The sequence below is a fragment of the Bacteroides sp. 519 genome (assembly GCF_010500955.1).
Classification (GTDB): domain Bacteria; phylum Bacteroidota; class Bacteroidia; order Bacteroidales; family Bacteroidaceae; genus Bacteroides.
On record NZ_QVMJ01000002.1, the window covers coordinates 66,812 to 90,455 of the forward strand.

General features: G+C 44.2%; 17 protein-coding genes and 1 pseudogene. 6 read left to right on the forward strand and 12 right to left on the reverse strand.

All coding sequences use genetic code 11. The features are described from left to right. Positions 1–150 precede the first annotated feature (150 nt). Both D0T85_RS02760 and D0T85_RS02765 read left to right on the forward strand, forming a co-directional pair. Complete coding sequence (locus D0T85_RS02760; protein ID WP_163210021.1) at positions 151–1,086, forward strand: AraC family transcriptional regulator; 936 nt, start codon at positions 151–153, stop codon at positions 1,084–1,086. A gap of 174 nt (positions 1,087–1,260) precedes the next feature. After that, positions 1,261–2,178 (forward strand): AraC family transcriptional regulator, encoded by a 918-nt coding sequence (locus D0T85_RS02765; RefSeq protein ID WP_163210023.1) that lies wholly within the window; start codon positions 1,261–1,263, stop codon positions 2,176–2,178. An 18-nt stretch (positions 2,179–2,196) separates the two neighbouring features. Here the strand turns inward: D0T85_RS02765 and D0T85_RS02770 are convergent. The 4 genes and pseudogenes from D0T85_RS02770 to D0T85_RS02785 form a co-directional block, all read right to left on the reverse strand. Next, positions 2,197–3,013 (reverse strand): annotated as a pseudogene (locus D0T85_RS02770) (ROK family protein). Positions 3,014–3,019: 6 nt separating this feature from the next. Next, positions 3,020–4,687, reverse strand: a complete 1,668-nt coding sequence (locus D0T85_RS02775) for a glycoside hydrolase family 43 protein (protein WP_370459920.1) — start codon at positions 4,685–4,687, stop codon at positions 3,020–3,022. Between the two features lie 42 nt (positions 4,688–4,729). Continuing rightward, positions 4,730–5,608, reverse strand: a complete 879-nt coding sequence (locus D0T85_RS02780; protein WP_163210025.1) for an esterase family protein — start codon at positions 5,606–5,608, stop codon at positions 4,730–4,732. Positions 5,609–5,679: 71 nt separating this feature from the next. Beyond that, positions 5,680–8,250: a glycoside hydrolase family 2 TIM barrel-domain containing protein gene (locus D0T85_RS02785; RefSeq protein ID WP_163210027.1), complete on the reverse strand. Its 2,571-nt coding sequence runs from the start codon at positions 8,248–8,250 to the stop codon at positions 5,680–5,682. A 91-nt stretch (positions 8,251–8,341) separates the two neighbouring features. Here D0T85_RS02785 and D0T85_RS02790 point away from each other — a divergent pair, with 91 nt between their 5' ends. Then, the gene (locus tag D0T85_RS02790) at positions 8,342–8,494 is read left to right on the forward strand and encodes a hypothetical protein (protein ID WP_163210029.1); all 153 of its coding nucleotides are present in this window, start codon (positions 8,342–8,344) and stop codon (positions 8,492–8,494) included. Between the two features lie 71 nt (positions 8,495–8,565). Here the strand turns inward: D0T85_RS02790 and D0T85_RS02795 are convergent, their stop codons facing one another. The 3 genes from D0T85_RS02795 to D0T85_RS02805 are packed head-to-tail and all read right to left on the reverse strand — an operon-like array spanning position 8,566 to position 14,491. After that, the gene (locus tag D0T85_RS02795) at positions 8,566–10,899 is read right to left on the reverse strand and encodes a glycoside hydrolase family 3 N-terminal domain-containing protein (RefSeq protein ID WP_163210031.1); all 2,334 of its coding nucleotides are present in this window, start codon (positions 10,897–10,899) and stop codon (positions 8,566–8,568) included. A gap of 19 nt (positions 10,900–10,918) precedes the next feature. Next, a complete protein-coding gene (locus tag D0T85_RS02800) occupies positions 10,919–12,367 on the reverse strand; it encodes a glycosylhydrolase-like jelly roll fold domain-containing protein (RefSeq protein ID WP_203558404.1) in 1,449 nt (482 codons plus the stop codon). A 12-nt stretch (positions 12,368–12,379) separates the two neighbouring features. Then, complete coding sequence (locus tag D0T85_RS02805; RefSeq protein WP_163210033.1) at positions 12,380–14,491, reverse strand: hypothetical protein; 2,112 nt, start codon at positions 14,489–14,491, stop codon at positions 12,380–12,382. A 345-nt stretch (positions 14,492–14,836) separates the two neighbouring features. On the opposite strand from D0T85_RS02805, the gene D0T85_RS02810 reads away from it, so the two are divergent. From D0T85_RS02810 to D0T85_RS02820, 3 genes are read left to right on the forward strand one after another with little or no spacing between them, the layout of a single operon-like run. Continuing rightward, a complete protein-coding gene (locus D0T85_RS02810) occupies positions 14,837–17,314 on the forward strand; it encodes a TonB-dependent receptor domain-containing protein (protein ID WP_163210035.1) in 2,478 nt (825 codons plus the stop codon). A 16-nt stretch (positions 17,315–17,330) separates the two neighbouring features. After that, positions 17,331–18,386 (forward strand): sensor histidine kinase, encoded by a 1,056-nt coding sequence (locus tag D0T85_RS02815; RefSeq protein ID WP_239060626.1) that lies wholly within the window; start codon positions 17,331–17,333, stop codon positions 18,384–18,386. Then, positions 18,383–19,120 (forward strand): LytTR family DNA-binding domain-containing protein, encoded by a 738-nt coding sequence (locus tag D0T85_RS02820; protein WP_163210037.1) that lies wholly within the window; start codon positions 18,383–18,385, stop codon positions 19,118–19,120. Before D0T85_RS02815 ends, D0T85_RS02820 begins: the two co-directional genes overlap by 4 nt. 120 nt (positions 19,121–19,240) lie before the next feature. On the opposite strand, the gene D0T85_RS23160 is transcribed toward D0T85_RS02820, so the two are convergent. The 5 genes from D0T85_RS23160 to traN are packed head-to-tail and all read right to left on the reverse strand — an operon-like array spanning position 19,241 to position 23,633. Further along, positions 19,241–19,402, reverse strand: coding sequence for an HU family DNA-binding protein (locus tag D0T85_RS23160; protein ID WP_163210039.1), 162 nt, complete (start codon positions 19,400–19,402; stop codon positions 19,241–19,243). Between the two features lie 31 nt (positions 19,403–19,433). Further along, positions 19,434–21,626 (reverse strand): type IV secretory system conjugative DNA transfer family protein, encoded by a 2,193-nt coding sequence (locus tag D0T85_RS02830; protein WP_163210041.1) that lies wholly within the window; start codon positions 21,624–21,626, stop codon positions 19,434–19,436. A gap of 14 nt (positions 21,627–21,640) precedes the next feature. Further along, entirely contained in the window at positions 21,641–22,264 is a 624-nt protein-coding gene (locus tag D0T85_RS02835; RefSeq protein ID WP_370459922.1) for a DUF1566 domain-containing protein, read from the reverse strand. Positions 22,265–22,284: 20 nt separating this feature from the next. Continuing rightward, positions 22,285–22,791 (reverse strand): hypothetical protein, encoded by a 507-nt coding sequence (locus tag D0T85_RS02840; RefSeq protein ID WP_163210046.1) that lies wholly within the window; start codon positions 22,789–22,791, stop codon positions 22,285–22,287. Then, positions 22,788–23,633, reverse strand: coding sequence for a conjugative transposon protein TraN (gene traN, locus D0T85_RS02845; protein ID WP_163210048.1), 846 nt, complete (start codon positions 23,631–23,633; stop codon positions 22,788–22,790). Before traN ends, D0T85_RS02840 begins: the two co-directional genes overlap by 4 nt. Positions 23,634–23,644 lie beyond the last annotated feature (11 nt).

Genomic DNA, 23,644 nt, shown 5'->3' on the forward strand with positions numbered 1-23,644 from the left:
ATTAGTATTAACGATTGTTTATGCAAAAGTGCGAATCCTGACTGGTAGGATTATACACTTTTTGTACACAAATGTGGTCTTTAGGTACACACAGTCACTCAAATTTAATTTTAAATGCTACATTTGTGTACAAAAAGAACTAATTACCTTATGAAAAAGCCGTATAGGAATCTTACTTCAGAATCCATGTCAAGCCACCCAAGCTTAGCTTCCCTGAGCAATTCTATTATTTTGCTCGATAACCTGGAAAAAGACATCATTATGTCAGAGAAGGAAAAAAGCATACACATGAACAATCCCATCAAATACATTTCTACAATGACTGTCTTGCTATGTATTGATGGAACAATAGACTTTGGTTTAGGGTTACAAAATTACCGCATGGAAAAAAATGACTCTCTATTTATGAAGAGTGGGATAATCTGTGAACTGCAAGGCATGAGTGATGGTGCCAAGTTCTGTTCTATTGTACTTAATGAGGAATTTTATTATCCCGTTCTTAACAATTTTGTTTCTTCAACCCTTCAAAAGTCTTTTGTAAAGAATCCGATATGTTCTCTTTCTGATATACATATGGAAGAATGTGTTTTTATCTATAAGTTAATTAAAAATAGACTTTCGGAGTCTTCACAAGACATTTTATTGGGTGAAATCATCAAGGGATACATACAAGCATTACTTTACAATCTTTACTCCGGGTATATCACTCAGGAAGAAGGCAGAAATATAGAAGAGAATAAAATCACCCGGAAACAAGACCTATATAACCGATTCATGGAACTTGTACAAAGAGATTTTATTCGTGAACGCAATATTAAATATTATGCAAATCAATTATGCATTACCCCACGTTACCTGTCGCAAGTAGTCTATAAAGAAAGTGGTCATTATGCTAGTGAACATATAGATAACTTTGTGATTACAGAGGCGAAGCAACTAGTGCGTGGCCGACAGTATAGCATACTGCAAATAAGTAAGATGCTAAATTTCACCAGCCTTTCATTCTTTGGACGTTATTTCAAAAAAAACACGGGCTATTCGCCTACTCAGTATCAGAATTTAGAATGGCAAGAATCTATAATATGATTCTTTTACCTTACTCTTAGTCTAACACAGCAGTGTCGTCCTATTGACACAGCGGTGCCACACCCTTGGCACAACAGCGTCATCCCTTTGGCAAAGTTGTGCCACTTCTTTGGCACCACCTTGTTTTTTCATGTTTTTTATGTAACTTTGTTAGTAGCCATTAAATTCATTACTATGAAAACCCCATATATAACACTTGATTTATTTAAACTTCCTGAAAGCCCTCGTGCGGCAATTTTAGGTAGTTCATTAATCCTACATGACAACTTCGAGCGGAAAATTAGGTGGGATCATGCCGAGACAACCGACTTTAGAGATATCCCAATAAAACTTTCATCTACAATGACTTTGTTCTTTTGTCTTGATGGTGAGGCTCATTTACGCGGTAGTATGAAAGAGTTTGTCATGAAAAAAAACGATGTAGTTTTTGCCAAAAGCGGATTATTTGGAGAAGTCAACAATATGAGCAAAGATATCAAATTCGCTTTCGTTGCAATGAACGAAGATTTCTATTACCCAATATTAAATAGCTTTGATATGTCAAAGCTTCAAAAGAATTTAGTTAGCAATCCAGTTTGTTCACTTCCTGAATACAGTATAACAGAATGTGTTACTCTGTACAATATGATAAAAGAACGACTGAATCATCATAAGAATGATTTGCTCCAGGAAGAAATAATAAAAGGATACCTTCAAGCATTAATATTTAATGTGTATTCACAATACATGATGGCTTCCAAAAACGATAAGGGGAATCAACCAAAACTAACTCGCCAACAAGATATTTTTAATCAGTTCATGGAATTGCTCCAAGAGAATTACACTAAAGAACGTAATTTAAACTATTATGCTGAGCGTTTGTGTATTACACCACGCTATTTATCACGCATTATACACTCGGTTAGTGGTCATTTTGCTAGTAATCACATTGATCTCTTTGTTATTGCCGAATCAAAACAACTCCTGCGTAGTAAGAAATATACGATTCTTCAAGTAAGTGAGATGTTAAATTTTACCAGCCAATCACTCTTTGGACGATATTTTAAGAAATTCACAGGTTATTCACCAAAACAATATCAAGATCTGGAATGACAAAATGCTATTGATAACTTACAATGCTCTCAGAGCAATAGCAGCAGCGCCAAGAATGCCTGAGTTGTGCAATTCTGAAAATCTGACTTGTAACCGTTCCACTGATTTAGGATAGGCAAATTGTTTAAGATGATGCCACATACTTTTTTCGAAATAGGGATGTGCAGCAGCTACAGAACCTCCTAAAACAATCATTTCCGGATCTACTGTGTACATAACAATCTGGAGAGTTTGTGCTATATGATAGCCTAATTGTTCATAAGCGGCCAAAGCATTCGGGTCTCCACTTTTTGCACGTTGGTACATTTCTTTTCCGTCGATTTGGTATATGTTCTGAAAAAAAGAGCCACTACAATAGTATTCTAATATTTGATCTTTGTAGGGGAGCATTCCAAATTCACCAGATCCGCAATTAGCATCGTCAAGTAAATTTCCATGTTGAATAATGCCTCCCCCTAATCCGGTTCCCAATGTTAGACCTACAAAATTTTCAAATTCTTTTCCAACCCCGAACCATCGTTCACCCAAAGCGAAACAATTGGCATCATTATCAATAGAAACCGATATGGAAAAGTGATTCTCTAATATATCTTTAAGGGGCAATTCCTTTTTTCTTATCTACTACACTAGGTACACCAATGCCGATTGCTTGAACATCTTCGGCTAAAACTGACTGAATAATATCAATCAACTTATCTATTGTATCCTGTGCAGTCTGCGAATTTTGAGGTGTTGTAGTTTCAGCAGTAGTCTCTATTATTCCTGCCTTAACTTTTCCCGCCCGAATGTTAGTTCCTCCCAAATCAACACCAATCACACTCTTTTTTCTAATCATATTTTTTTAGTTATTTGAACTAACATATAATCCAATCACATTTCCAGTGAAGCCGCCTGCTCGGTCGGTACTTAGGTTTACAGCATCTACGCCTTGTGCAATGGGTTGCCACTTTCCATCTTCCACAGCATAATAGAAATTATAGTAACGTCCGTTACCAGATATTTTCAATTTTACTGGCTGACTAGCCTGATCATCCGAAAGAATGACGGAACCTATCACAATCGTTGTTTTTTCCGTACGCGATAGGGTTATAGCAGGTTTACCGTTTAGCATCGTTTTGCCAAATACGAAATTGTACTCTTCGTTCTGTAGCAATACAAAGCCTGCAAGGTTCTTTTCTGATTGTGGTGTAAATATAACTTCCGTTTCGGCAGTAAAAGAGGTATGTTGCTGACGGTGAAAAATAGCAGCAGGCGATTCTTTCTGCATAATATTGACAGGCAGGGATTTGAGACTGATTCCATTGCCGACAAGTGAATAAAAGTCCGGTTGCGGATTGCGGAGGAAAATCCATTGCGTATCCAGCTTGTTACTTTCGAATCTATCAGTATAAGTGAAGTTTCCGGTGAAGTGGGTGCCAGAGGGTTGCAGTCCCTTCTTATTTACAACGGTGGGAACAGCTTTGCCAGCATCGAGGATGATAGGCCAATTGTTTTCCCATTTTACGGGCAGCAAATATGTATCGCGACCAGTGTTGTAAAAGTCTTCTTCGTAGGGACGACAGCCTAAAAATACAGCCCACCAGTCGCCCTTGGGGGTTTGTATCAAGTCGGCGTGGCCGGTGCTTGTTACTATGTCGGGGCGATGGGCATTGGTTAAGTTACGTTGGGTTAGTATGGGGTTTCCTTCAAATTCTTCCCAGGGTCCTGAGAGGGTTTTGCTGCGGAAGATTACTTCGCTATGTTGTGATCGGGTTCCACCTTCTGCACACATCAGGTAATAGTACTTTCCGATGTGGTATAAATGGGGGCCTTCTATCCATTGGGGTTCGCGCTCGATGTGGGTTCCGCCTCTGATGAGTTCTGTTTTGTTGCCCAGAACGGAGTCGCCGCTAAGGCAGAATTGATTCATGTGAATGGCCATCTCGCCCTGGTAATTCTGTCCACCGATGGGGAGGGTGCAGTAAACAATGTAGGCTTTGCCGTCATTATCAAAGAAAAAGGAAGCGTCCATGCCGCCTGCTTTCAGCCGAATGGGTTCGCTCCAACCTTTTGCGGGGTCTTTGGTTTTGACAAAAAACACTTCTCTCTTGCCCATATTCATGGTAAGCATATAGAATGTGTCGTTCTTTTTGTTATAGGTGAGGCTTGGAGCAAAAAGTCCATCGGAGACACCAAGGTTATGCAAGGAAACCTGCGAATCACGATCAAGTGCATGACCGATTTGTGTCCAGTTTACCAAGTCCTTGCTTGTGAAAATAGGCACACCGGGGAAGAAACTGAAAGATGATGTGGCCAGATAATACGTATCGCCTTTGCGACAGACTGATGGATCGGGATAATAACCCGCCAGGATGGGGTTAAAATATTGGTTGTTGCGATCTATCGTCTTATCGAATCTGGCATCATTGCCGTTATAAGTAAAGTGGCTAAACCTGGCGGTCTGAGCTGTTACAACATTACAGGCCAGGAGCATAAAGAGTACAAATGTTATGGTATGCTTGCTTTTCATAATCAAATCGGGATGACTTTAATAGATAAAGAGATCATTTTATTATTTTCCAAAATTACGCGATACATAAGGTAGACAGGTGTATAACGCCGAATGCCAGTATTCCCAGGTATGGCCTCCATCGCGAACGCGAAACTCATGTTTGATGCCCTTTTTGCGCATAACCTGAGTGAACTCCATATTGCGGTCAAGCAGAAAATCATCATCGCCACAATCCACAAACCACTTTACGGAGTTCAATGCTTTTACCTGTACTTCATCAGCTTCCTGTAAATAACGAATAGCACAGTTTTCCTGTACTGATTTAACTAACAGGTCCACTTTGTCGCCCGGTGACTGTGACGGCATCACACCTTGTTCGGGGATTGACATCAGCGCACTCATGGCGTAAACCGACGAAAACATATCAGGATGCTTTTGCCCGTAAACGGTAGCGCCTCCACCGCCCATTGACAGTCCGGCTATGGCACGGTTCTCTTTGTTACCGATTACCCTGTAGGTTGATTCAATCTGCGGTAGAAATTCAGTAAAGAAAAAGGTTTCGTACTTCCAGCCCGGCATATCGAAATAGCCATTCCAAGCTCCTCCGTAGATGTTGCCTCCGGCGTTGGGGGTAACGATTATCATTTCTTCAGTTTCTCCCGAAGCGACGAGTTGATCCATGACATCTTTCAGATGCCCGCGATCACTCCAACATGTATTTGTATCCATTACTCCATGCAGAAGATAGAGAATTGGATATTTTCGGTTGGGTTCTTGCTCATAGGATAGGGGCAGGAAAATATTATATTCTCGTCCAGCGTTTAGCACTTTGCTTTGAATGGTTTTGGTTTCGACCTTGCTTTGATGGCCAAAGTTAAATTGTGCTGCAACCGATAAAGAGATGGTAAGTACTAATGTGAATAAGCCTATTCGTTTCATATTATAATTCATTTTATTACTTCTGTTTTTCATTTAGATTTCCCGTATTACTCTGTTTAATAGGCATTAAATTAATGGTAAAGAAAGCCTGGAGAAGAATAGGAAGACGAAATCAAAGAAGCATTTACACGCATTTGAATCGCAGAAGTGTTCATGTTTTCAGCTTTTGCGCTAACAGTTATTATGCCTTGTTTTTCAAATGGACGGATAATAGCTTGCGCCTGCCCTCTGAATAATTCAACAATCGGCCTATTAGCACTTCGTATGCCAGCAGGATCTGCATTGCCGGAGGCTACTAATTCTCCACAGCCAGTAACAGTAATTTCAACTTTTGCTGTAGAAGTAGGTACAACCAGTCCGTCTTTATCTACTACTTCAATTTTCACGAATGCAAGGTCGTTGCGGTTATCCGATATGGTTTCCCGGTCTACAGTGAGTTGGATGGACTGTGGTTCTCCGGTGGTGAGGAGTTCTTTCCGGCCTGTTTCTTTGCCATCTACCAGGGCTATGGCGGTAAGTTTACCCGGCTGATAGGGTACGTCAAAGGTTGCGATATACTTATCGGCTTCGGAGAGTGTTTTTTCACCAATGACCTGTCCGTTGAGTTCAAGTTTTACTTGCGGGGCTTTGGTGAATACGCGCACCTGAAGCGGCTGACCTTCGTTTCCATGCCATGTCCATGACGACCATTCGCGGGGCCATCCCCAGAGGGAAAGGTCTTCGATGTATCCGGCGGGGATGGGTTCGTGTACGTTCATTTCGATGATGCTTCTATCCCAGAGTATGTCCCGGTAATGGCCTTGGGGTTTCTTTTCACCGATGATATCTAAATCGCCGCACCAGGAGAGGTATTCGGGCCATTTAGAGGCGCTGTACTTTTCCATCATGTCGAATATGATGGTGGGATTAATGCCTTCGGGTATGCCGTCGCGGGTTTGAAGTTGAAGGGTGTTTCTTTCCTTTACGTACTTTGAGCTGGCTACGGACACTTCGCCGATGTAGTCCATGGCTGTCCAAACGAAATCACCGATTACGTAGGGATTGTCTTCTACAGCTTTCCAGTATTCGTAGGCTTCGCCAGGATATGATTCGGAACCGTACATAATGCGGTGGGGATAATGTTGATGGTCGGAGGCGTAAACGGAGCGCATGTAGTTGTAGCCGGATACATCGAGCAGGTCGAAGTAGGCGTTGGTGTTTTTCCATCCGCCGTGTATGAGGAAGCTGGGTACACCTTCGGTTACGGCTCGTGTACTATCGAGTTGCTTGACTTTATCGGCCAGCATACGGCCGATGCGAACGCCTTCTTCGAGGTTCATCTTGGGGATTTCATTGCCGATGCTCCACATGATGATGGACGGGTGGTTGCGGTCGCGCAACATCATATCTGTGAGATCACTCTCCCAATGTGTGTTGAAGAAGCGCGAATAGTCGTTCGGGTTTTTGTAAAGGTCCCACATGTCTGTAAATTCGTCGATGACGAGGATGCCGAGTTCGTCGCAGGCATTGAGGAAGGCTTCGGAAGGGGGATTGTGGGAGCAGCGGATAGCGTTGTATCCGTTCTTCTTCATGAGTTCGACGCGGCGGTATTCGGCTCTATCAATAGCGGCTGCTCCCAGGAAACCGTTGTCGTGGTGCAAGCAGGCACCTTTTAAAAGGACGGATTGGCCGTTCAGCAAGAATCCTTTTTCGGCGGTAAATTCGATGGAACGGATGCCGAATGTTTGATGGTAGGTATCGACTGTTTTTCCGTCGCGTTGGAGGATGATCTCGGCCGTATACAGATTGGGAGCATCAATAGACCAGAGCAGGGGGGAGTCTACAGTCAGTTGCTTCTGGAAGCTGTAATCTGCCTGAGCCTCTACCCTGGTCTCCTCATTTACACTGCCAACAATCTTACCTTTTATATCGCGTATATTAATCGTAACGTGTGTGGTTGCATCGGTCGGTTCGCTGTTGCGAATGGTGGTTTCGATGTTTATCCGGGCGGCATCTGCCGATATTTCGGGGGTTGTGATGTAGGTGCCCCATTGGGGTATATGTACAGCGTCGGTGACGATGAGATGCACGTTGCGATAAATGCCGGAGCCGGAGTACCAGCGTGAGTTGCGGCCGATGTTATCGACTTTCACAGCTATCAGGTTTTCTTCACCGGGTTGCCGCAGGACGGAAGTGATGTTGTAAGAGAAAGGGGTATAGCCGTTTTCGTGGCTGCCCATCGACTGGCCGTTTACCCACACCTCGGTTTCCATGTATACGCCGTCGAAGTGCAGGGTAAAGATTTTATGTCTGTCCTTCTCGTCGGTCACAAATGTTTTGCGATACCAGCCGGTGCCGCCCAGTACGTGGCCTGTGTGGTTTCCGCCAGGCGATTGTTTGGTAAAGGGCCCTATTTGCTCCGAGGTATCTTCGCCGGGGAGATCCATTATGCTAAAGTCGTGCGGTAGGTCGATGATGGACCATTCGGAATCGTTGTACGCAAGGGCTTCGGCTCCTGCAACGGAGTCGCGCACGAATTTCCATTGGGTGTTGAACAGTCGGTTGCGACCGGAGAGGTCGACGGTTTCCTGTCGGGTGCATCCGATGGTTATGAGGCAGGCCAGCAGAAGGCTTGTTTTAGCTATGGAATGGAGTATTGACATGGTAAATCTGGTTATTTATAGTGTTTTTTAATCATAGTCGGAAGTGGAATTGTCAAAATGACATCCGTTCATGCCTCCAAACCTGTTAGGAATGGCAAACCGAGGTCAGGGCATGCCTCCCAACACGTTGGGAGTTTACAAATTGCCATCCGGCAGGGTTCTTACCACGGTAAGAGGCGTGAACGGAGCTCAGTTTGCCCCTCTTACCGTGGTAAGAATGATGAACGGAGCTCGGTTTGCCTAAATTACCACGGTAAGAATAGAGAACCGGGCCCGGTTTGCCCAAATTACCGCGGTAAGAAGTGTGAACCTGCATTATTTTACTTCCAATTTCAGCTTTTCGTTTTTATCGGACGATGGCCCCACGGCAATGGTGAACATTCCCGGTTCTACCTGCCAGTTGTTGTCCATATCATAATAGGCCAGGGCATCTTTATCGACCTTAAAGGTTACAGTTTGCTTTTCGCCCGCCTTCAGATGGATTCGCTTAAAGCCTCTCAGTTCCTTAACAGGGCGGGTCAGCGAAGCATAATCGTCGGTGATGTAGAGCTGAACAATTTCCGAACCGTCGCGGCTTCCGGTATTCTGCACATCTACGGTAACGGTTGCGGTATCGTTCTCTCCCATCACAGATTTATCTATGCGCAGGTTGCTGTAAGCGTATGTGGTATAGCTCAACCCATAGCCAAAGGGATGCAGCGGGGTGACATCGAATCCCAGATTATATCCGCGGCGCGAGGTGGGTTTGTAGTTGTAATAGGCCGGAATATGGCCCGCGCTGCGGGGAAAGGAGATGGACAGCTTTCCGCTGGGGTTAACATCGCCGAACAAGGCGTCGATCATAGCATAGCCGCCTTCCTGACCCAGGTACCAGCATTGCATTACGGCAGGAACTTTCGATTCCAGTTCGCCCAGGCTGAGGGTGGTGCCGCTGTTTACAAAGGCACAGGTGGGTTTGCCAAGGGCTACAATCTGATCTATCAGTTCTTTCTGTCCGGCAAGCATTTCCAGGGTTGGTAAATCGCCCGGAGCTTCGGGCCCGTAGGCTTCGCGGCTCGCGCCTTCGTTGGCACCAACGAAGAGTACAACAACGTCGGCTTTCTTCGCCACTTCAACAGCATCCTGTATTTTTGAGGCGTTATCCTCGTATGTAAAGGCTTTGATGATGGCCGGGAACGGGCTGTGCTCGTCGGTAATGCGTACGCCTTCGGAATAGAGTATATTCATGCGGTCGCCGTATTTTTCGCGTATGGCACGCAACGGAGTGATGGTATCACGCGGCATGCCGGAGTATCCTCCAAGTATGCAACGGTTGGCGTTGGGGCCAATCAGGGCGATGGTTTTAACTTTATTCTTATCGAGCGGCAGGAAGTTGTCGTCGTTCTTGAGCAGCACCATTGATTCGGTGGCGGCACGATAAGCTACCTTACGGTGGGCCTCGCATCCGTTAATGGCTTCGGCCTTCTCTACGTCAACGTAAGGACGTTCAAAGAGTCCTAGACGGAACTTGCTGATCAGTACATTTCGCACCGCACGGTCGATGGTTTCTATTGTCACTTTGCCTTCTTTCAAAGATTCTGCGAGCGTTGGGAAGGTATCCGGATTGGGGAACTCGGCATCCATACCGGCGTTGATGGCCTGGACAGCGGCATCGGCCAGCGTGGGCGACATTTTATCTACATAGTGCAGGTTTGAGATTCCTCCATAATCGGCTACGATGGCGCCTTTAAACTTAAATTCATTGCGTAGGATATCCTGCAACAGGTGTTTGCTGGCATGAGCGGGACGTCCCCAGATTTCGTTGTAGGTAATCATGATGTACATCGGGTCGCAATCGCGTATTACCTCACGGAAGGGGTAAAAGAACGATTGGCGGGCCTCATGTTCATCTACATAACTGGGGGCTGTATTGTTGCCACCCTCGGATGAGCCGTGTACGCCGAAGTGCTTCAACGTTACCCCAACGTGTTCCTGATCTATATATTCGCCTTTACCCTGCGCACCGAATACTGCGGCGCGGCCGAGGCGTGAGATGAGATACGGGTCTTCACCCATCATCTCTTCCGTGCGTCCCCAGCGGGGATCGCGAACCATATCGAGCACAGGTCCCAATTCTTCCGAACCACCTTTGGAACGGATTTCTTTGGCTGTAATGGTGAAGATCTCGTGCATGAGTTCTTCGTTCCAGCTACAGGCAAGGGCAATGGGAACGGGGAAGTTGGTGGCATCCTGACTTAAATGTCCATGTACACCTTCGTCTTGCGCAGTAAGAGGAATCCCCAGTCGGGTTTTCTCTACGAAGTAGCGTTGTATTTCATTGTACAACTCGGCCGCCTGACGCGGATGCAGAGCCGGATGGTGCATAGGCTCTGGCGGAAACAGGTTCTCGTTGGGCCGAGCCATAAATCCCAAGCCGTGTTTGAAATACTCGGCAGCCTTCTTTTCATCAAACTTTTCATTAGTGAAGAGCTTCCTTTTATTCTCTGTCCAGATACATTGCAACTGGGCAATCTTTTCCTCGGTTGTCATCCGTTTCAGAAGATCGTCGGCGCGCTCCTGAGGCGATAGCTTCGGATTCTTATAGGGCAGTTTCTGGGCCATGCTCAACAATGGGAGCATGACAAACAACATCAGTATCTTTTTTCTCATATTCTATGTCTTAATTGGTTTATTTATAATCTTCAATGCGCCATTCGTCTTTCCATTCAATGTGCGGAACACCATCTTTGAAAACGATTGGAAGGAATACGTACGTGCCGTTATAGGTTACATCCCATGTGGTGCGTACTTCGTTCCGCTTGTCTTTGGGTGTAGGCGTTGTGAAATCTTTGGGGAATGGTTCATGGTCTTTGTACTTGGGTATCATCCGTTCGGCTTCTTCGGTGGGCTCGTATGTATCGGCCAGTTGTGGCATCCAACGGTCGGCAACCGCTATATACAGGTCTTTGCCGGGAATCTTCACCACATCGGTTATCTGCGAGCAGAATGAATGATTATACTTATCCGTTGGGTGCGGGTTGCCGAGGTCGATATATTCGCCGTGATAATCGGTGAATGTAGATATCAGGGACAGGTTGGCATAATAGCCGGTGGTTCCCGAAGTAAACATGAAGTGCTTGCCATCATGTACGAAGTGTGTGGGCGCCTCCCGCGTATAAGGCGGGCGAAGGCCGACGAAATGGGTGGAGTGTTTGGGTGTAACATCGGTATAATCGTCGGTCAATTCTGAGCAAATTAGTTCCCAGTGCGGACGCTCGAACCAAACGTATCCTTTGCCAGTTTCTTCGTCTGCATAGAGGTCGAAGTCTCCTACTCCGTAGCCTTGCGGTTTTAGTGAGCGTACATATTCATACGGCCCTAGCAGATCATCGGACTGAAGAATTACGAAATAACCATCCTCGTCCATACTCTTGATCCAGCACACATATTTATCGGTTTGTTTGCAATGGATAATATGTGGACGATCCAAATTTTGGGAATAATGCAGGGGCGATAAAGGGTTCACGGTATCGGGTTCGATAATCAGTCCACAGTCTTCCCAATTATAAAAGTCTTCGGATTTATAACAACGGATGCCATACGTCCAGACATGGCTGCCGCGGGTAGTGAATTCTTTATTCTCTCCGTACCAATAAAATATGCCATCTTTTTCGAGCACTTGGAAACCATGCGCCTGAATGGGCTTACCATTTGTGTCGAGCCAGATTTGCCCCGGCTTAACGGAGGTATATGGTAACGGATTCTCTTGCACAATAAAAATATCTACAGGGCCAACGAGTTCGGAAGTTACCGTTATGGCTATTTGGTTGGTACCTGCTTTCAGTGCTTCTGTAATATCTACTGTATAAGGTGCCTCATTGAGGGTCCCGAAATCCATGTCGTTCACTGCTACTCCGGCAGCAGAGTCAACCTCGCCGAGGTTCAACACAAACCGGCCTTGTTTCAATTCGGGTGCAGATATTAGAACTGTGTTCTCGTGGGCGGCAGTGACGGTATTCACCGTCCAGGGAGTATCTACATGCCGGAAGAGGATTTCAATTTCTTCTTTCTTCTGCGTTCTCGCTGTACAACCGAATAGTATAACAGATACTAAAAGAACGACTGTGTTTTTCATCATCTTTTCCATATATTAATTTACAACAACTCTTACTTTAGTGAGATTAGCAATGGGGGTATAAACGGCTTGCGTGTTTCCGTTGCGTTCTGAATATACCCTAACGGTTGGGAAGTAAACTCCCGGTTTATCATAACTAACTGTGGTGTCAAATTCTACACGACTGCCGTCGGCACTGTAAACCGCTTTGCTCATATCTACCTGATGCGTAAACTGCTTCGAATCGTCCAAACACCACTCTGCTGCAATTATTTTACCGGTACCTGCGGGAGCATCCACCGTTACATGAATAGAAACTTCCTGACCGGGCTTAACATCCGCGCGTTCCTTGCCATCAATGCTGGCATGAGGAACCGGCTGAATACCACCACGCTCTTTGCCATCGTCATTGAGTATGACCTGTGCGTCTATTATTTCGTAATCGGATGACTTTGAGGGTTCAATACCTTTTTCTACCCAACTACTGATATCGAGCAAGGCCTGGAAAAGGATTCCCATATAGGAAACAACCTCTGTAGGATCATCCACATCGCCATGTGTAGAACGGTCGGTGAACCACAGGCGGAAGTTATCATCGGCCGCGTCTCCAAGGTGTTGTTTTACTTTGTTTCTGTACCAATCGCCCTGCCAGGCAAAGGCTTCCCTATCCCATACCGAGCAACAAAGAATCATCTTGCCGTTAATTTTTCCGTCGGGCACACATCCGGCAGCTCCCATGGTAATGTAAGGGCCTATCAGATAAGGCCGCTGCGGATAAATGGGTACGTTATTGTAACCGCGGAATTGGTTCCAGGCATAGTAATCAATCGAAGGTACCTGATGGCGGTAGTATGTTTGAACGGCAAGGAAATCGGAATTATCTACTTGTACGGAATCGCCGACATTTAATAGGGTAAGCAGTTGTGGATCATTTACGTCAGCCAAAGCAACATACTTACCCTCTGTTTTAGTTATTTGGATAAGTTTACCTTTTCCCGGTCCGGAAAGAATGATGATATCACCTCCCATACCTATATCTTTAACATCTACATCTATTTCATAAGCAACAGGCTTGTCCTTAATATCGGCACCCATGCTCGCCCAGGCACGATCGGCCGTGCCACGTTCAGTATCTGAAAGTGGTCTGACGAGATTCAGGCGTTCTGCTTCAGCCTGACCTATGATTCTTTTTATAATCCCTTTGGTCTGCACACGGTCGCGCTGTAAGGAAGCCGGATTATCATATCCCAGATAGCCGGGTTTGTTCCAGAAATCTTCGCGGAAATAGGATTCGTCCATTGCAACAAGTGTTCTGTATAGGACGACAAAACCATGGGCATCCATATACGGCCATCCGTACCATGCTTTGATTGGGAAGCCCATCCGGGTACATTCTTGTAGCGTCTGGCGTTGCTCAGCCGTCAGTGTTGCGTAAGGGTCGCCGCTTCCTCCGGGTTTCAGCGCATCAATAATGTCATCCATTTTGTCTTTAAGCAGGCGTAGAGCATGCATACGTACACCAAATACATTCGGGATAGCATTGGACGATCCCATTACGAAAGGTACAGCACCATCCCATACACCTTTTGTAATTTCCATACTGCCAGCCGAACGAAATGCACCACCGCTTCCGCCATAACAATATCCATAAGGGCGCTCGCAATCATAGATTAACTTTGCAATATGGCGCGATAGTTCCGCACAGGCGGCATTTGCGCGATAAGCTCCTATCGAAGATTCCCTTGAAGTAGAAGAGTCGGCAAAATCCAGCTTTCCGCCTTCATTGGTTTCGATGAAATAAGCACCGTGAGTAATACTAAAGCCAATAGGGCTAATTTCGTCAGGGTAAGCTTGTGCCGAGGTTTCGCTATCGGGAAAAGGGGTTACGTATTGAAAGAAGCGGCCTGTATAAGCCTTTTTTTCGGGGAAATAAAATGAGAATCGTGTGCCATCGTCAAAGCCACCGTGTATGTAACGGCACTTTACGGGTTTGTTTATTGTTTTATCTACATCAATAAATGGGTTCTTAAACACGGTATCTTCATAAACAAAATCCAGTTTCGCACCCTTCAGGTTCCTGGCTATTGCACTGCTGCCTATAAACAGCAAAGTGCATAATGTTATCAAAGTAATCTTTAGTGCTCTCATCGTATTTTTAATTGATTTAATTTCTTTCGAATGCAAAAATGCGAATTTACAGTGCGAGTATAGTGTACTTTATGTATATGAAATTGTACTTTAGGTACATTTTGTGTTTATTTTATACAGTATTTGCTTTATTTGTATACAATCTCCTTTACAGAATAATTAAGGATGAATAGGATACGTTTAATGCAGGTTCAACATAAGAACATATACGCGCGCTTATATATAAATATGGTATAAACGATATGTGTTTGCATTCGTCGAATATATCCCGGCAGTTCGTCGAAAACAGGATTACTTTTGCAGGATCATACCATAGCTTTACATCAAATTTTAAAAGATACAGCTATGAAAAGAAATATTTTCTTACTAACGATTTGCCTATTTACATGGGCTATTCCAACAACCATACACGCTCAGAAAACGGTTCTCCGGGGGGTGTTGGTAGATTCACTAAGCCATGAAGCCGAACCATACGCCACCATTCGGGTAACAGCGAAAAAGAAACCCGAAACACCCATCGCAATGGCCATCACAGACATGCAAGGCAGATTCCAGCAAGAACTTAACGGAAAAGGAGAATATGATATACAATTCAGCTCGGTAGGAAAGGCGAATGTAACGGTTCCGTTTACTCTAAAAGGCGAAGCCGTGATAGACCTGGGAGAGATTTACATAAAAGACGATGTTCTGCAACTGCAAGGAGTAGAAATCATCGCCCAAAAACCATTGGTAAAGATGGAAGTCGACAAAATGAGCTACAGCGTAGCCGACGATATAGACTCCAAAAGCAATACCATACTCGATATGCTTCGTAAAGTACCAATGGTAACGGTTGACGGTAACGACAACATAACCGTTAACGGCAGCAGTAGTTTCAAAGTGTATTTAGACGGAAAACCAAACGTAATGATGAGTAGCAATCCGGCTGAAATATTTAAAAATATGCCAGCAGCCAGCATAAAAAACATTGAAGTCATTACCAATCCCGGAGCACGGTACGATGCCGAGGGTGTAGGCGGTGTATTAAATCTGATAACCGAAAAGACCCAGGCCACAAATAGCCAAATGAGTGGATACAACGCCACTTTACGAGGCATGGCAAGCAATAAAGGTGTGGGAGGCGGATTCTATTTCAATACTCAACAAGGTAAACTTTCATTGAGCGTGAATGGAAATTTAATGCACAGAAAAATGAAAGATATGGAAGTACGTACATCGCGCGAACAAACCGGAACATCAGACAACATCATGATGAGTTATGCACAGACAGGCGATACGGATTTCAATATGAAAATGGGAAATGTAAACCTGGGGTATGAAATAGACTCTCTTCGTCTGCTTACGGCCTCATTCGGTTTAATGGGGTTCAGCAACGGGAGCGATTTTCAATCGCAAACCCATATGACAGGGGGTATTTATGGCAACGGATTTGGGTATAGCGGACGCAATGATTCCGACAATGATCGTACCTCCATCAACGGAAGCATAGATTACCAACGTACTTTTGCCGGAAACAAAGACAGGATGCTTACGCTTTCTTACCTGATCTCCACCTCGCCCAATAACTCAGATAGTTACAACCTATATGATACCAACGAAGAAAACTCATTCCTCAATCTGGTCGACCGCTATACTGATGCATACCGTAATACAGTAGAAAACACTTTCCAGATTGATTATACCACCCCAATAGGAAAAGGGCAAACGCTTGATGTAGGCGCCAAATATATTTTGCGCAATAACTCCTCCGACTCTAAATATTATACCGATATAGACGGCCAGTACGAATACGACCCTCAAAGCAGCCTGAAATATAATCACAGCAACGATATATTGGCCGGATACATGGAATATAGTCTTAAACAAGCGCAATGGAACGCAAAAGCCGGCTTACGTTACGAGCATACCTGGCAGGATGTAACTTACAAGTCGGGACAAGGAACAGACTTTAAACTCGATTACAATAATCTGGTTCCTTCGGCTAATATCGGCTATACCATTGATCAGAAACAAAATATAGGGTTGACGTACAACATGCGTATCAGTCGCCCCGGCATCGGACTGCTAAGCCCGTACATTGATAACTCCGACCCGACAGCCATTTCTTATGGAAATACAAACCTGGAACCGGAGAAGGCACATAACATCAGTCTGGTTTATAACAGATTCACACATAAATGGATGATGAACATCACCCTGCGCCAAAGCATCTGCAATAATGCTATTGAAGGATACAGCTTTTATCAGGACGACATACTAAACTCTACGTATGGCAACATAGTGAAGAATAGTCAGAGCCGGTTAACTGCTTACATGAACTGGAACGCAAGTCCAAAAACACGCTTCACACTAAACGGTGGCGGCTCTTATACTAATATAAAAAGTGATCAGCTGGAACTTAAGAATAGCGGCTGGCAAGCTAATTTGATGTTAGGATACCAACAAACGCTTCCCTGGAATATCCGTTTAAGCATGAACCTGATGACTTCCAGTAAATCATACAATTTGCAAGGATGGTCAAGCGGTTTCAATGCCATGATGGGAAGTCTTTCACGCGCATTCCTTCAGGAACGTCTGAGCGTCAGCTTGTCGGGAATGACCAATTTGTCGGGTAGCGGCATGGAACTCAAATCCTACTCCAAAGGAAATGATTTCATAAGCCGCTCGGTAACCACACTACCTATCCGTAATATAAGCGTCAGTGTTAGTTATACCTTCGGCAAAAAACTAACCCTGAAGCAAACCAAACGCTCCATAAATAATACCGATATAAAAGATAACCAGTCGCAATCCGAAGGTATAGGAAATATGCTTGTACAATAACTAGAAAACAAAATAAATGGCTATTTTTGGCAAAAAGATAAACGATATGACACATTCGGGTAAGAACCTTGCTATTGTCAGTTCACAGATATTATTCTGGGTAGCCATCCTGTTTCTACCTGCCATGATTGATTTCGTGTCGCACGGTAGCGGAGAACGCATTATAGGTGTTTTGAGAGGAACTTTCAAGCACGTTCTGCCCTCCGTTCTCATCTATTTTATGAACTTCTACTGGTTGGTACCCCGGTTCCTTTTTCGCAGGCATCTCCCGGCATTCTTCCTTATCAATGTGGCAATCCTGATCGTCAGCCATCTGTGGATGTTTACCGGCATGTTCCAACACATGCAAGGAGAATTAAGACCAGCATTCTGGTCCATTGTAGGCGTCGCTTTTCTTTTTAGCGTTCTCTTGATAGGCTGTGCCACGGGGTTTCGATACATTATCCGCTGGAACAATATGCAGATGCGTCTGAAAGAAGAAAAACAAAGGAATGCGGAGGCAGAACTGGCTTGGCTAAAGAGTCAATTGAATCCTCACTTCCTGTTTAATACGTTAAACAACATTTCAAGCCTCGTGCAAATAAATGCAGATGGTGCCCAAGAGAGCATCGGTCAGTTGAGCGACTTATTGCGCTATACGTTGTACGACTCCAACCACGATCTCGTACCGGTTGAAGGAGAAATAGAATTCATGCACAATTATATCGATCTGATGAAACTCCGCTGCAATGAGCTAACAACCATAGAAGTGGAACTAAACGTACCTTCAAAACCGTCCATGATAGTGCCATTGCTTTTTATCTCGCTAATAGAAAATGCATTCAAACATGGTGTCAATAGCCGCAAGCCTTCTTTTATACATATCAATTTCAAAGCACAAGGCAGCGACCTTATATTTACCTGCGAAAACAGCATCCACATCAAGATTGAGTCCGACCGTATTGGTTCTGGAATAGGATTAGAGAATCTCCGTCGTCGCCTTGAACTAACCTACCCCGGTAGGTATCAATATGTACAGGAAGTAAAGAATGATATTTATTTTGCACAAATTACCCTACAGAATTGCTTATGACAGACCTCACCTGTATAGTTGTAGACGATGAACCATTGGCTATCAAAATGCTGGAAGATTACATCAATCGTACTCCTTTCTTGAGGTTGTCGGCATCATTTGACGACCCTGTACAGGCACTCTCTGCCTTGAAAGGTAATCCTGTCCATCTTGTTTTTCTGGATATCCAGATGCCCGATCTCGACGGATTGAACCTTTCACGCATGGTTCCGCTCGAAACAAAGATCATTTTTACTACTGCCTTCAAAGAATACGCTTTTGAAAGCTATGAAGTGAATGCGCTTGATTTCCTATTAAAACCTATCCGGTATCATAAATTCTTGAATGCAGCAGAGAAAGCCAAACAATGGTTTAATCTGATCAACAACAAAAATGAACCAGACAGAAAAAACTCTTCCATTTATATCCGGATGGATAATCAACTCAGGCAAGTCGATATAAACGATATTCTGTATGTAAGCGGATTAAAAGACTATGTACGTATTTATTTAAAGGATGAAAAGCGTCCATTAATTACTCACTTAACGATGAAGGCGGTAGAAGGTTTATTGCCAAAAGATAGATTTATGCGTGTTCATCGGTCATATATCGTAGCATTGAATCAGATAAAAGCAATTGATAGAAACAATTGCATTTATATTGCAGATGAGGTTATTCATGTAACAGAAGGATATAAGGAAATATTTTTTCAATACGTAGAGGATAGGATTCCTCCAACGCAGAATAAGAATTAGTTATAAAACTATATTATCTATTTATGGGCAATAGATTTATACAAACCTCACAGACAATACGCAATCTCACTCAATCTTTACACTAGCTATCCTGTTCATGTTTTTTTGAGGTTGTTTTTCCTATAAAATCTGGAGTTGCCCAAAATTTAACATTTTTTCAGCCTCCAAAAAAACTGGTATTTTAGTCTTTGGATTCACACTTTCCTTTTCGGGACGTTCTCTTGTCAAAAATGTCCCAAATTTGTTTAAGATCACTCTTTCCCCTCCATTCAATGCTTCCATTATTGAAAATAACTTTTGATAATACAAAACTTCAGATAGCCCCTCTCTTATTCAGCACATCCTCAATCATAGCCTTTACCTCCTGCCCCACTTCCACGAAGTTCCTGTAAAGTATCCGTTCTCGTTCTTCCTTCGATTTGAAAGTATAGAATCGGGGAAGTGGATAGTTTTCATAATCAGCTTCCTCTCTCTTTATCTCCGCCATATCAAAATCCGTCTTACAGTAAAACTTCGAAGTCTTGAATTCATCCGATTCCTGAATGTTCATGTTTCCGTTCTTGCCGACCTTGGTTTTCATAAAGTCACGTGCCGCTTGGCCACATATCCAACCGGTAGGCAAATCGGAAATCTTGCTTGCCGGAACAAGGTTGTCCATATTCTCATTCAGATTGATCGAGGTCTTGTCCCGGTCAATGGTGACACCTTTCTTGAGCTGCACCACCTTACCGAAAATATCATTGCTCAGCCACTCCAACGTTTCTTTTGCACGGGCAGAACCGGCAACCACATTACCAACCGTTGTGATGATTTTCTGCATACCAACCTTGCCGTAATCAGATTCTAATTGCGGAAGTTCCTGAAAGCCCAAAGCTACGCTTACCTTATTGCTCCGGGCAGTACCTATCAGCCGGTCTATCTTATGGAAATACAATGTCGGCAACTCATCTACAATGATGCTCACCGGAATATTCTTACCTTGCCCTGTATTCACTCTCGTAACCAGCCGGTTTAGAATCAAAGCGTTCAAAGCTCCGATAATACTCTCCATCTCCGGATCATTGGCTATCAGCAGATAGCTTGGGTTCTTCGGATCACTGACTTTCAAATCAAAATCATCACCGTCTTTATGGAATACCCAATAGGACTCTTTGGTCGCCAACCGGCTGGTATAAACACGCAGCGTACCAATCATACCCTCCAATTGTTCCATCGCCTTGTTCTTCAGTGCAGTTTGAAACGGGCCAAGTAATGGCGCCACTTCATTGTCTGTTTCCAATACCTCAAAAATAGTTTTGTAGCTTTCATTGAGAAACGAAAGGATATGCGGCATATCGGAGTACTTGCCCAACCAATAGGCAGGCTGGACAATCTCACCACCTTTTTTGTCACGCACTACACCTGTCGGTTTCCAAAATTTCGTTTCCTTGTCTTGCGCCTTTTCCGCATACAACCGATTGCCGTTCTCATCGTAAGGTTCCCGTTCATAGTTCACAAAAAAGTAGATGCATGCAGCCAGGAAATTGACTGCCGATGTCTGAAAGAACTGATCGCTGCCCCCACCTCCTTCTTTCTTTCCCTTTTGTAGGGATTCAAGCAAAGTTTCAGCCGTTTCACTGGCCGCAGCCAAGTTCTGAATATATTTCTGCTGAATGGGATTCACCCTCCGACTGTATTCCACATTCACAAAGTTGATGATATTGAACTTGCAGCCTTCGGGCACCTTGCCAAGTTCCTGATTTTTCCTGTAATGATAGTATAGTTTCTCTGCTAAGGTGGGAAACTTGTAGTCATACACCACCATGGCAAAACCTTTGGCGGAGTGCTGCCGGATAAATGGTTCTATTATGGAAAACGTCTTACCTGATCCCGGAGTTCCTACCACCCACGTTCCCCTGAATGGATTGGAGATATTGCAGAATCCTTTGCGAAATTTACCTTTATAATAGAAACGCATTGGAATATTCACCGAATATAGATTTTCCTGTAACTGTGTACATTGCTCGAAACTTTCGTTCTCAAGGTTAAAGCGGTCTTTCAGCAGCCCTTCTTTCAGGAACTTCGAAATATTATCCAATGCCACATGCACCAGGATAGTTCCGGCTATAGTTGTTCCCATATACAGGATGATATTCAGTGGCAAGCTGTACAACCGTACATTCATGGTAAAACCAAAGAGCCACACCGCTGCTATCAGCAACGCTACACCACTAACCAACGGATAGAGTACCTGCCTTCTGGCATCAAACTCCAGATGCTTCTTGTTCCTCGTGCCTACACATGTGATGCAGATAAGCGCAAAAGTTGCTATCTTGCTGTAAACAAGATTTCCATCTTGGTAGATAAACCACGTCTTGATGCGATCATGCACATCACAGAGTATGCCGTTCCAATGGTCCAGCATCTCCGGTGAAATGGCATACACGAAAAATTCCATCAGGATAGAGATATAAATCACCGCCCTGAATATCTTGTAAGCTCCTTGCAGTTCTTTGCTTTCTTCCATGTATTATATACTTGTTATTCATTAATGGTTATAATCGCTCTCGCCTTATGCGCTTGCAGTTTCGGTGTTTCCTGCATGGCTCCACTTCCCATGGAATACAGCCATGCCTTGGCAATTTGCTGTCCTTTTACTTCGGTAGATGTCCAGTACCAACATCTGTCAGGATTATCAGGTAGCAAATCTCCCCCGCAAAGTTCAAGGTAGCGGTTCACACTCTCTTTCACTCCGTAGAGCAGTCTCATTTGTGCCACCGACGGGATATAGGCACTCTGTCCGTAGCTCCAGATATCAAATACACTTTTTGCCAAAGGGGATGACACATCTGTCGTAGTGAAAAGGGCAAAGGTGTTGGCGTTCCCGTCCAATGCATTCACATCCACCGATGTACCCTGATTTACTCCGATACTGTCCGCAAAGGATTCGGAAGCTATATCATGTAGATATACGGCATACCCCTTCCCTTCCGTTTCCGAATCACGGTTCAGATAGAACACAACTCCGATGGCTTCCTCACCCGATTCCTTATAATCCCCATAGGATAGCACCTGCCCGCCTGTACACAGAATATGCCCTACCTTCATAGCGGTGTCCGGAAAGTCCTGATGACTATCACAAGCCGTCAGGAGGACGGCGCTCATACATATTAATAATATATTTTTCATCTGGTTGGTATTTTTACTCCGATTACTATACCTGTGCGAAACAGGTCTTTACCTTCGATCATGATATCACTTTTCACCTGCCAGTAGAGTTGCCACCCTTTTTTCAGAGAATAGCTATGTTCATAGCCTACGTGAATACCACCTAATATACTACTGCTGCCGGAACCCAGTGAACCACCAAACCGTAAACTTCCATAATGGTTGCGTCCCCTCACTACGCAAGGTTTGTAAGCCACACCCAATCCCCATGTTCTGTAATTGTTCCAAAACGATTCAGGGCAGACATGTCCGCAGGAAGCACATTCAGCCCACTTCAGATAGGCATTGCCAAAAAACTCCCATGCGTTATGATACTTTGTCTCGTATTCATAGCCGATAGTCAAATCCATACCATTCTCGTAGAGCAGTCCGGTTCCTATTTGTATTCTTCCGTTCCGGTCATCTGCCCATGCTGTAGTAGCCATTGTCAAGGTTACTACCAATATCATCACTATCTTTTTCATTCCTCTCTTAGTAAAGCGTTATTAAAACTGTCTGCACTCAGTACATCTTCATAGTCTATGTTGAGAACAATAGTTCTGCCGGAAATCTGTTTCTCACTCATCTCAATAGTCAATACCTTGTCATTGGGGAAAGTCAGTTTCTTGATAACCATCACATTCCGATACCCGTGCAGAAAGGATTTTGTCTGTTCCAAGGTCATTTCAGGCTTCAACTCGATGATTTGCGAATTGGTCGCTTTCGATACTTTTTTATCTGCCAGTTTGATGCGCACTTCATCAATGTCAAATCGGATATTCGTGCGGTTCTCTACCGAATAGTCGATAAAGAAATAGTCACCCACGGCATAGACGTTGTTCAGCCGCATGGTCATCCGGTGTTGCCTGGTACTCACATTCCTGAACTTTGCCGGAGAAGTCCATATCTGCCGGGCATAGCGGTACATCTCTTCGGTGGACAGGCTCACGGCCGGATTACGGTAGGCCTGTCTTTCCATAAGCTGTATCTCTTTGTCGCTCACCGCTTCTTTCATCCTTGTAGTGTATAATAAAGCATATTGCGTGCGGTAACGTTCCGTCACTATCGTTACGATGGCCAGTACCTCGCCGTCTTCATGACCACCTTCTTTGGGTTTCAACCGGATGGTATTATTGATGGGTTGGTCGCCTGCCACCTTATCGGTGGAGATATCCACAAATCGAATCGGTTCTGAAGCGGTGATGACGGTAGTCACCTGTTCATTTACGGTTATCTGTTCCATCTCTTCGTAAGTCTGTTGTGCGAAGGTGGGAGATACTGCCAGCAGTCCATATACAAGGGCTGCAATCTTCTGTTTAATATTCATATCTGGTTATT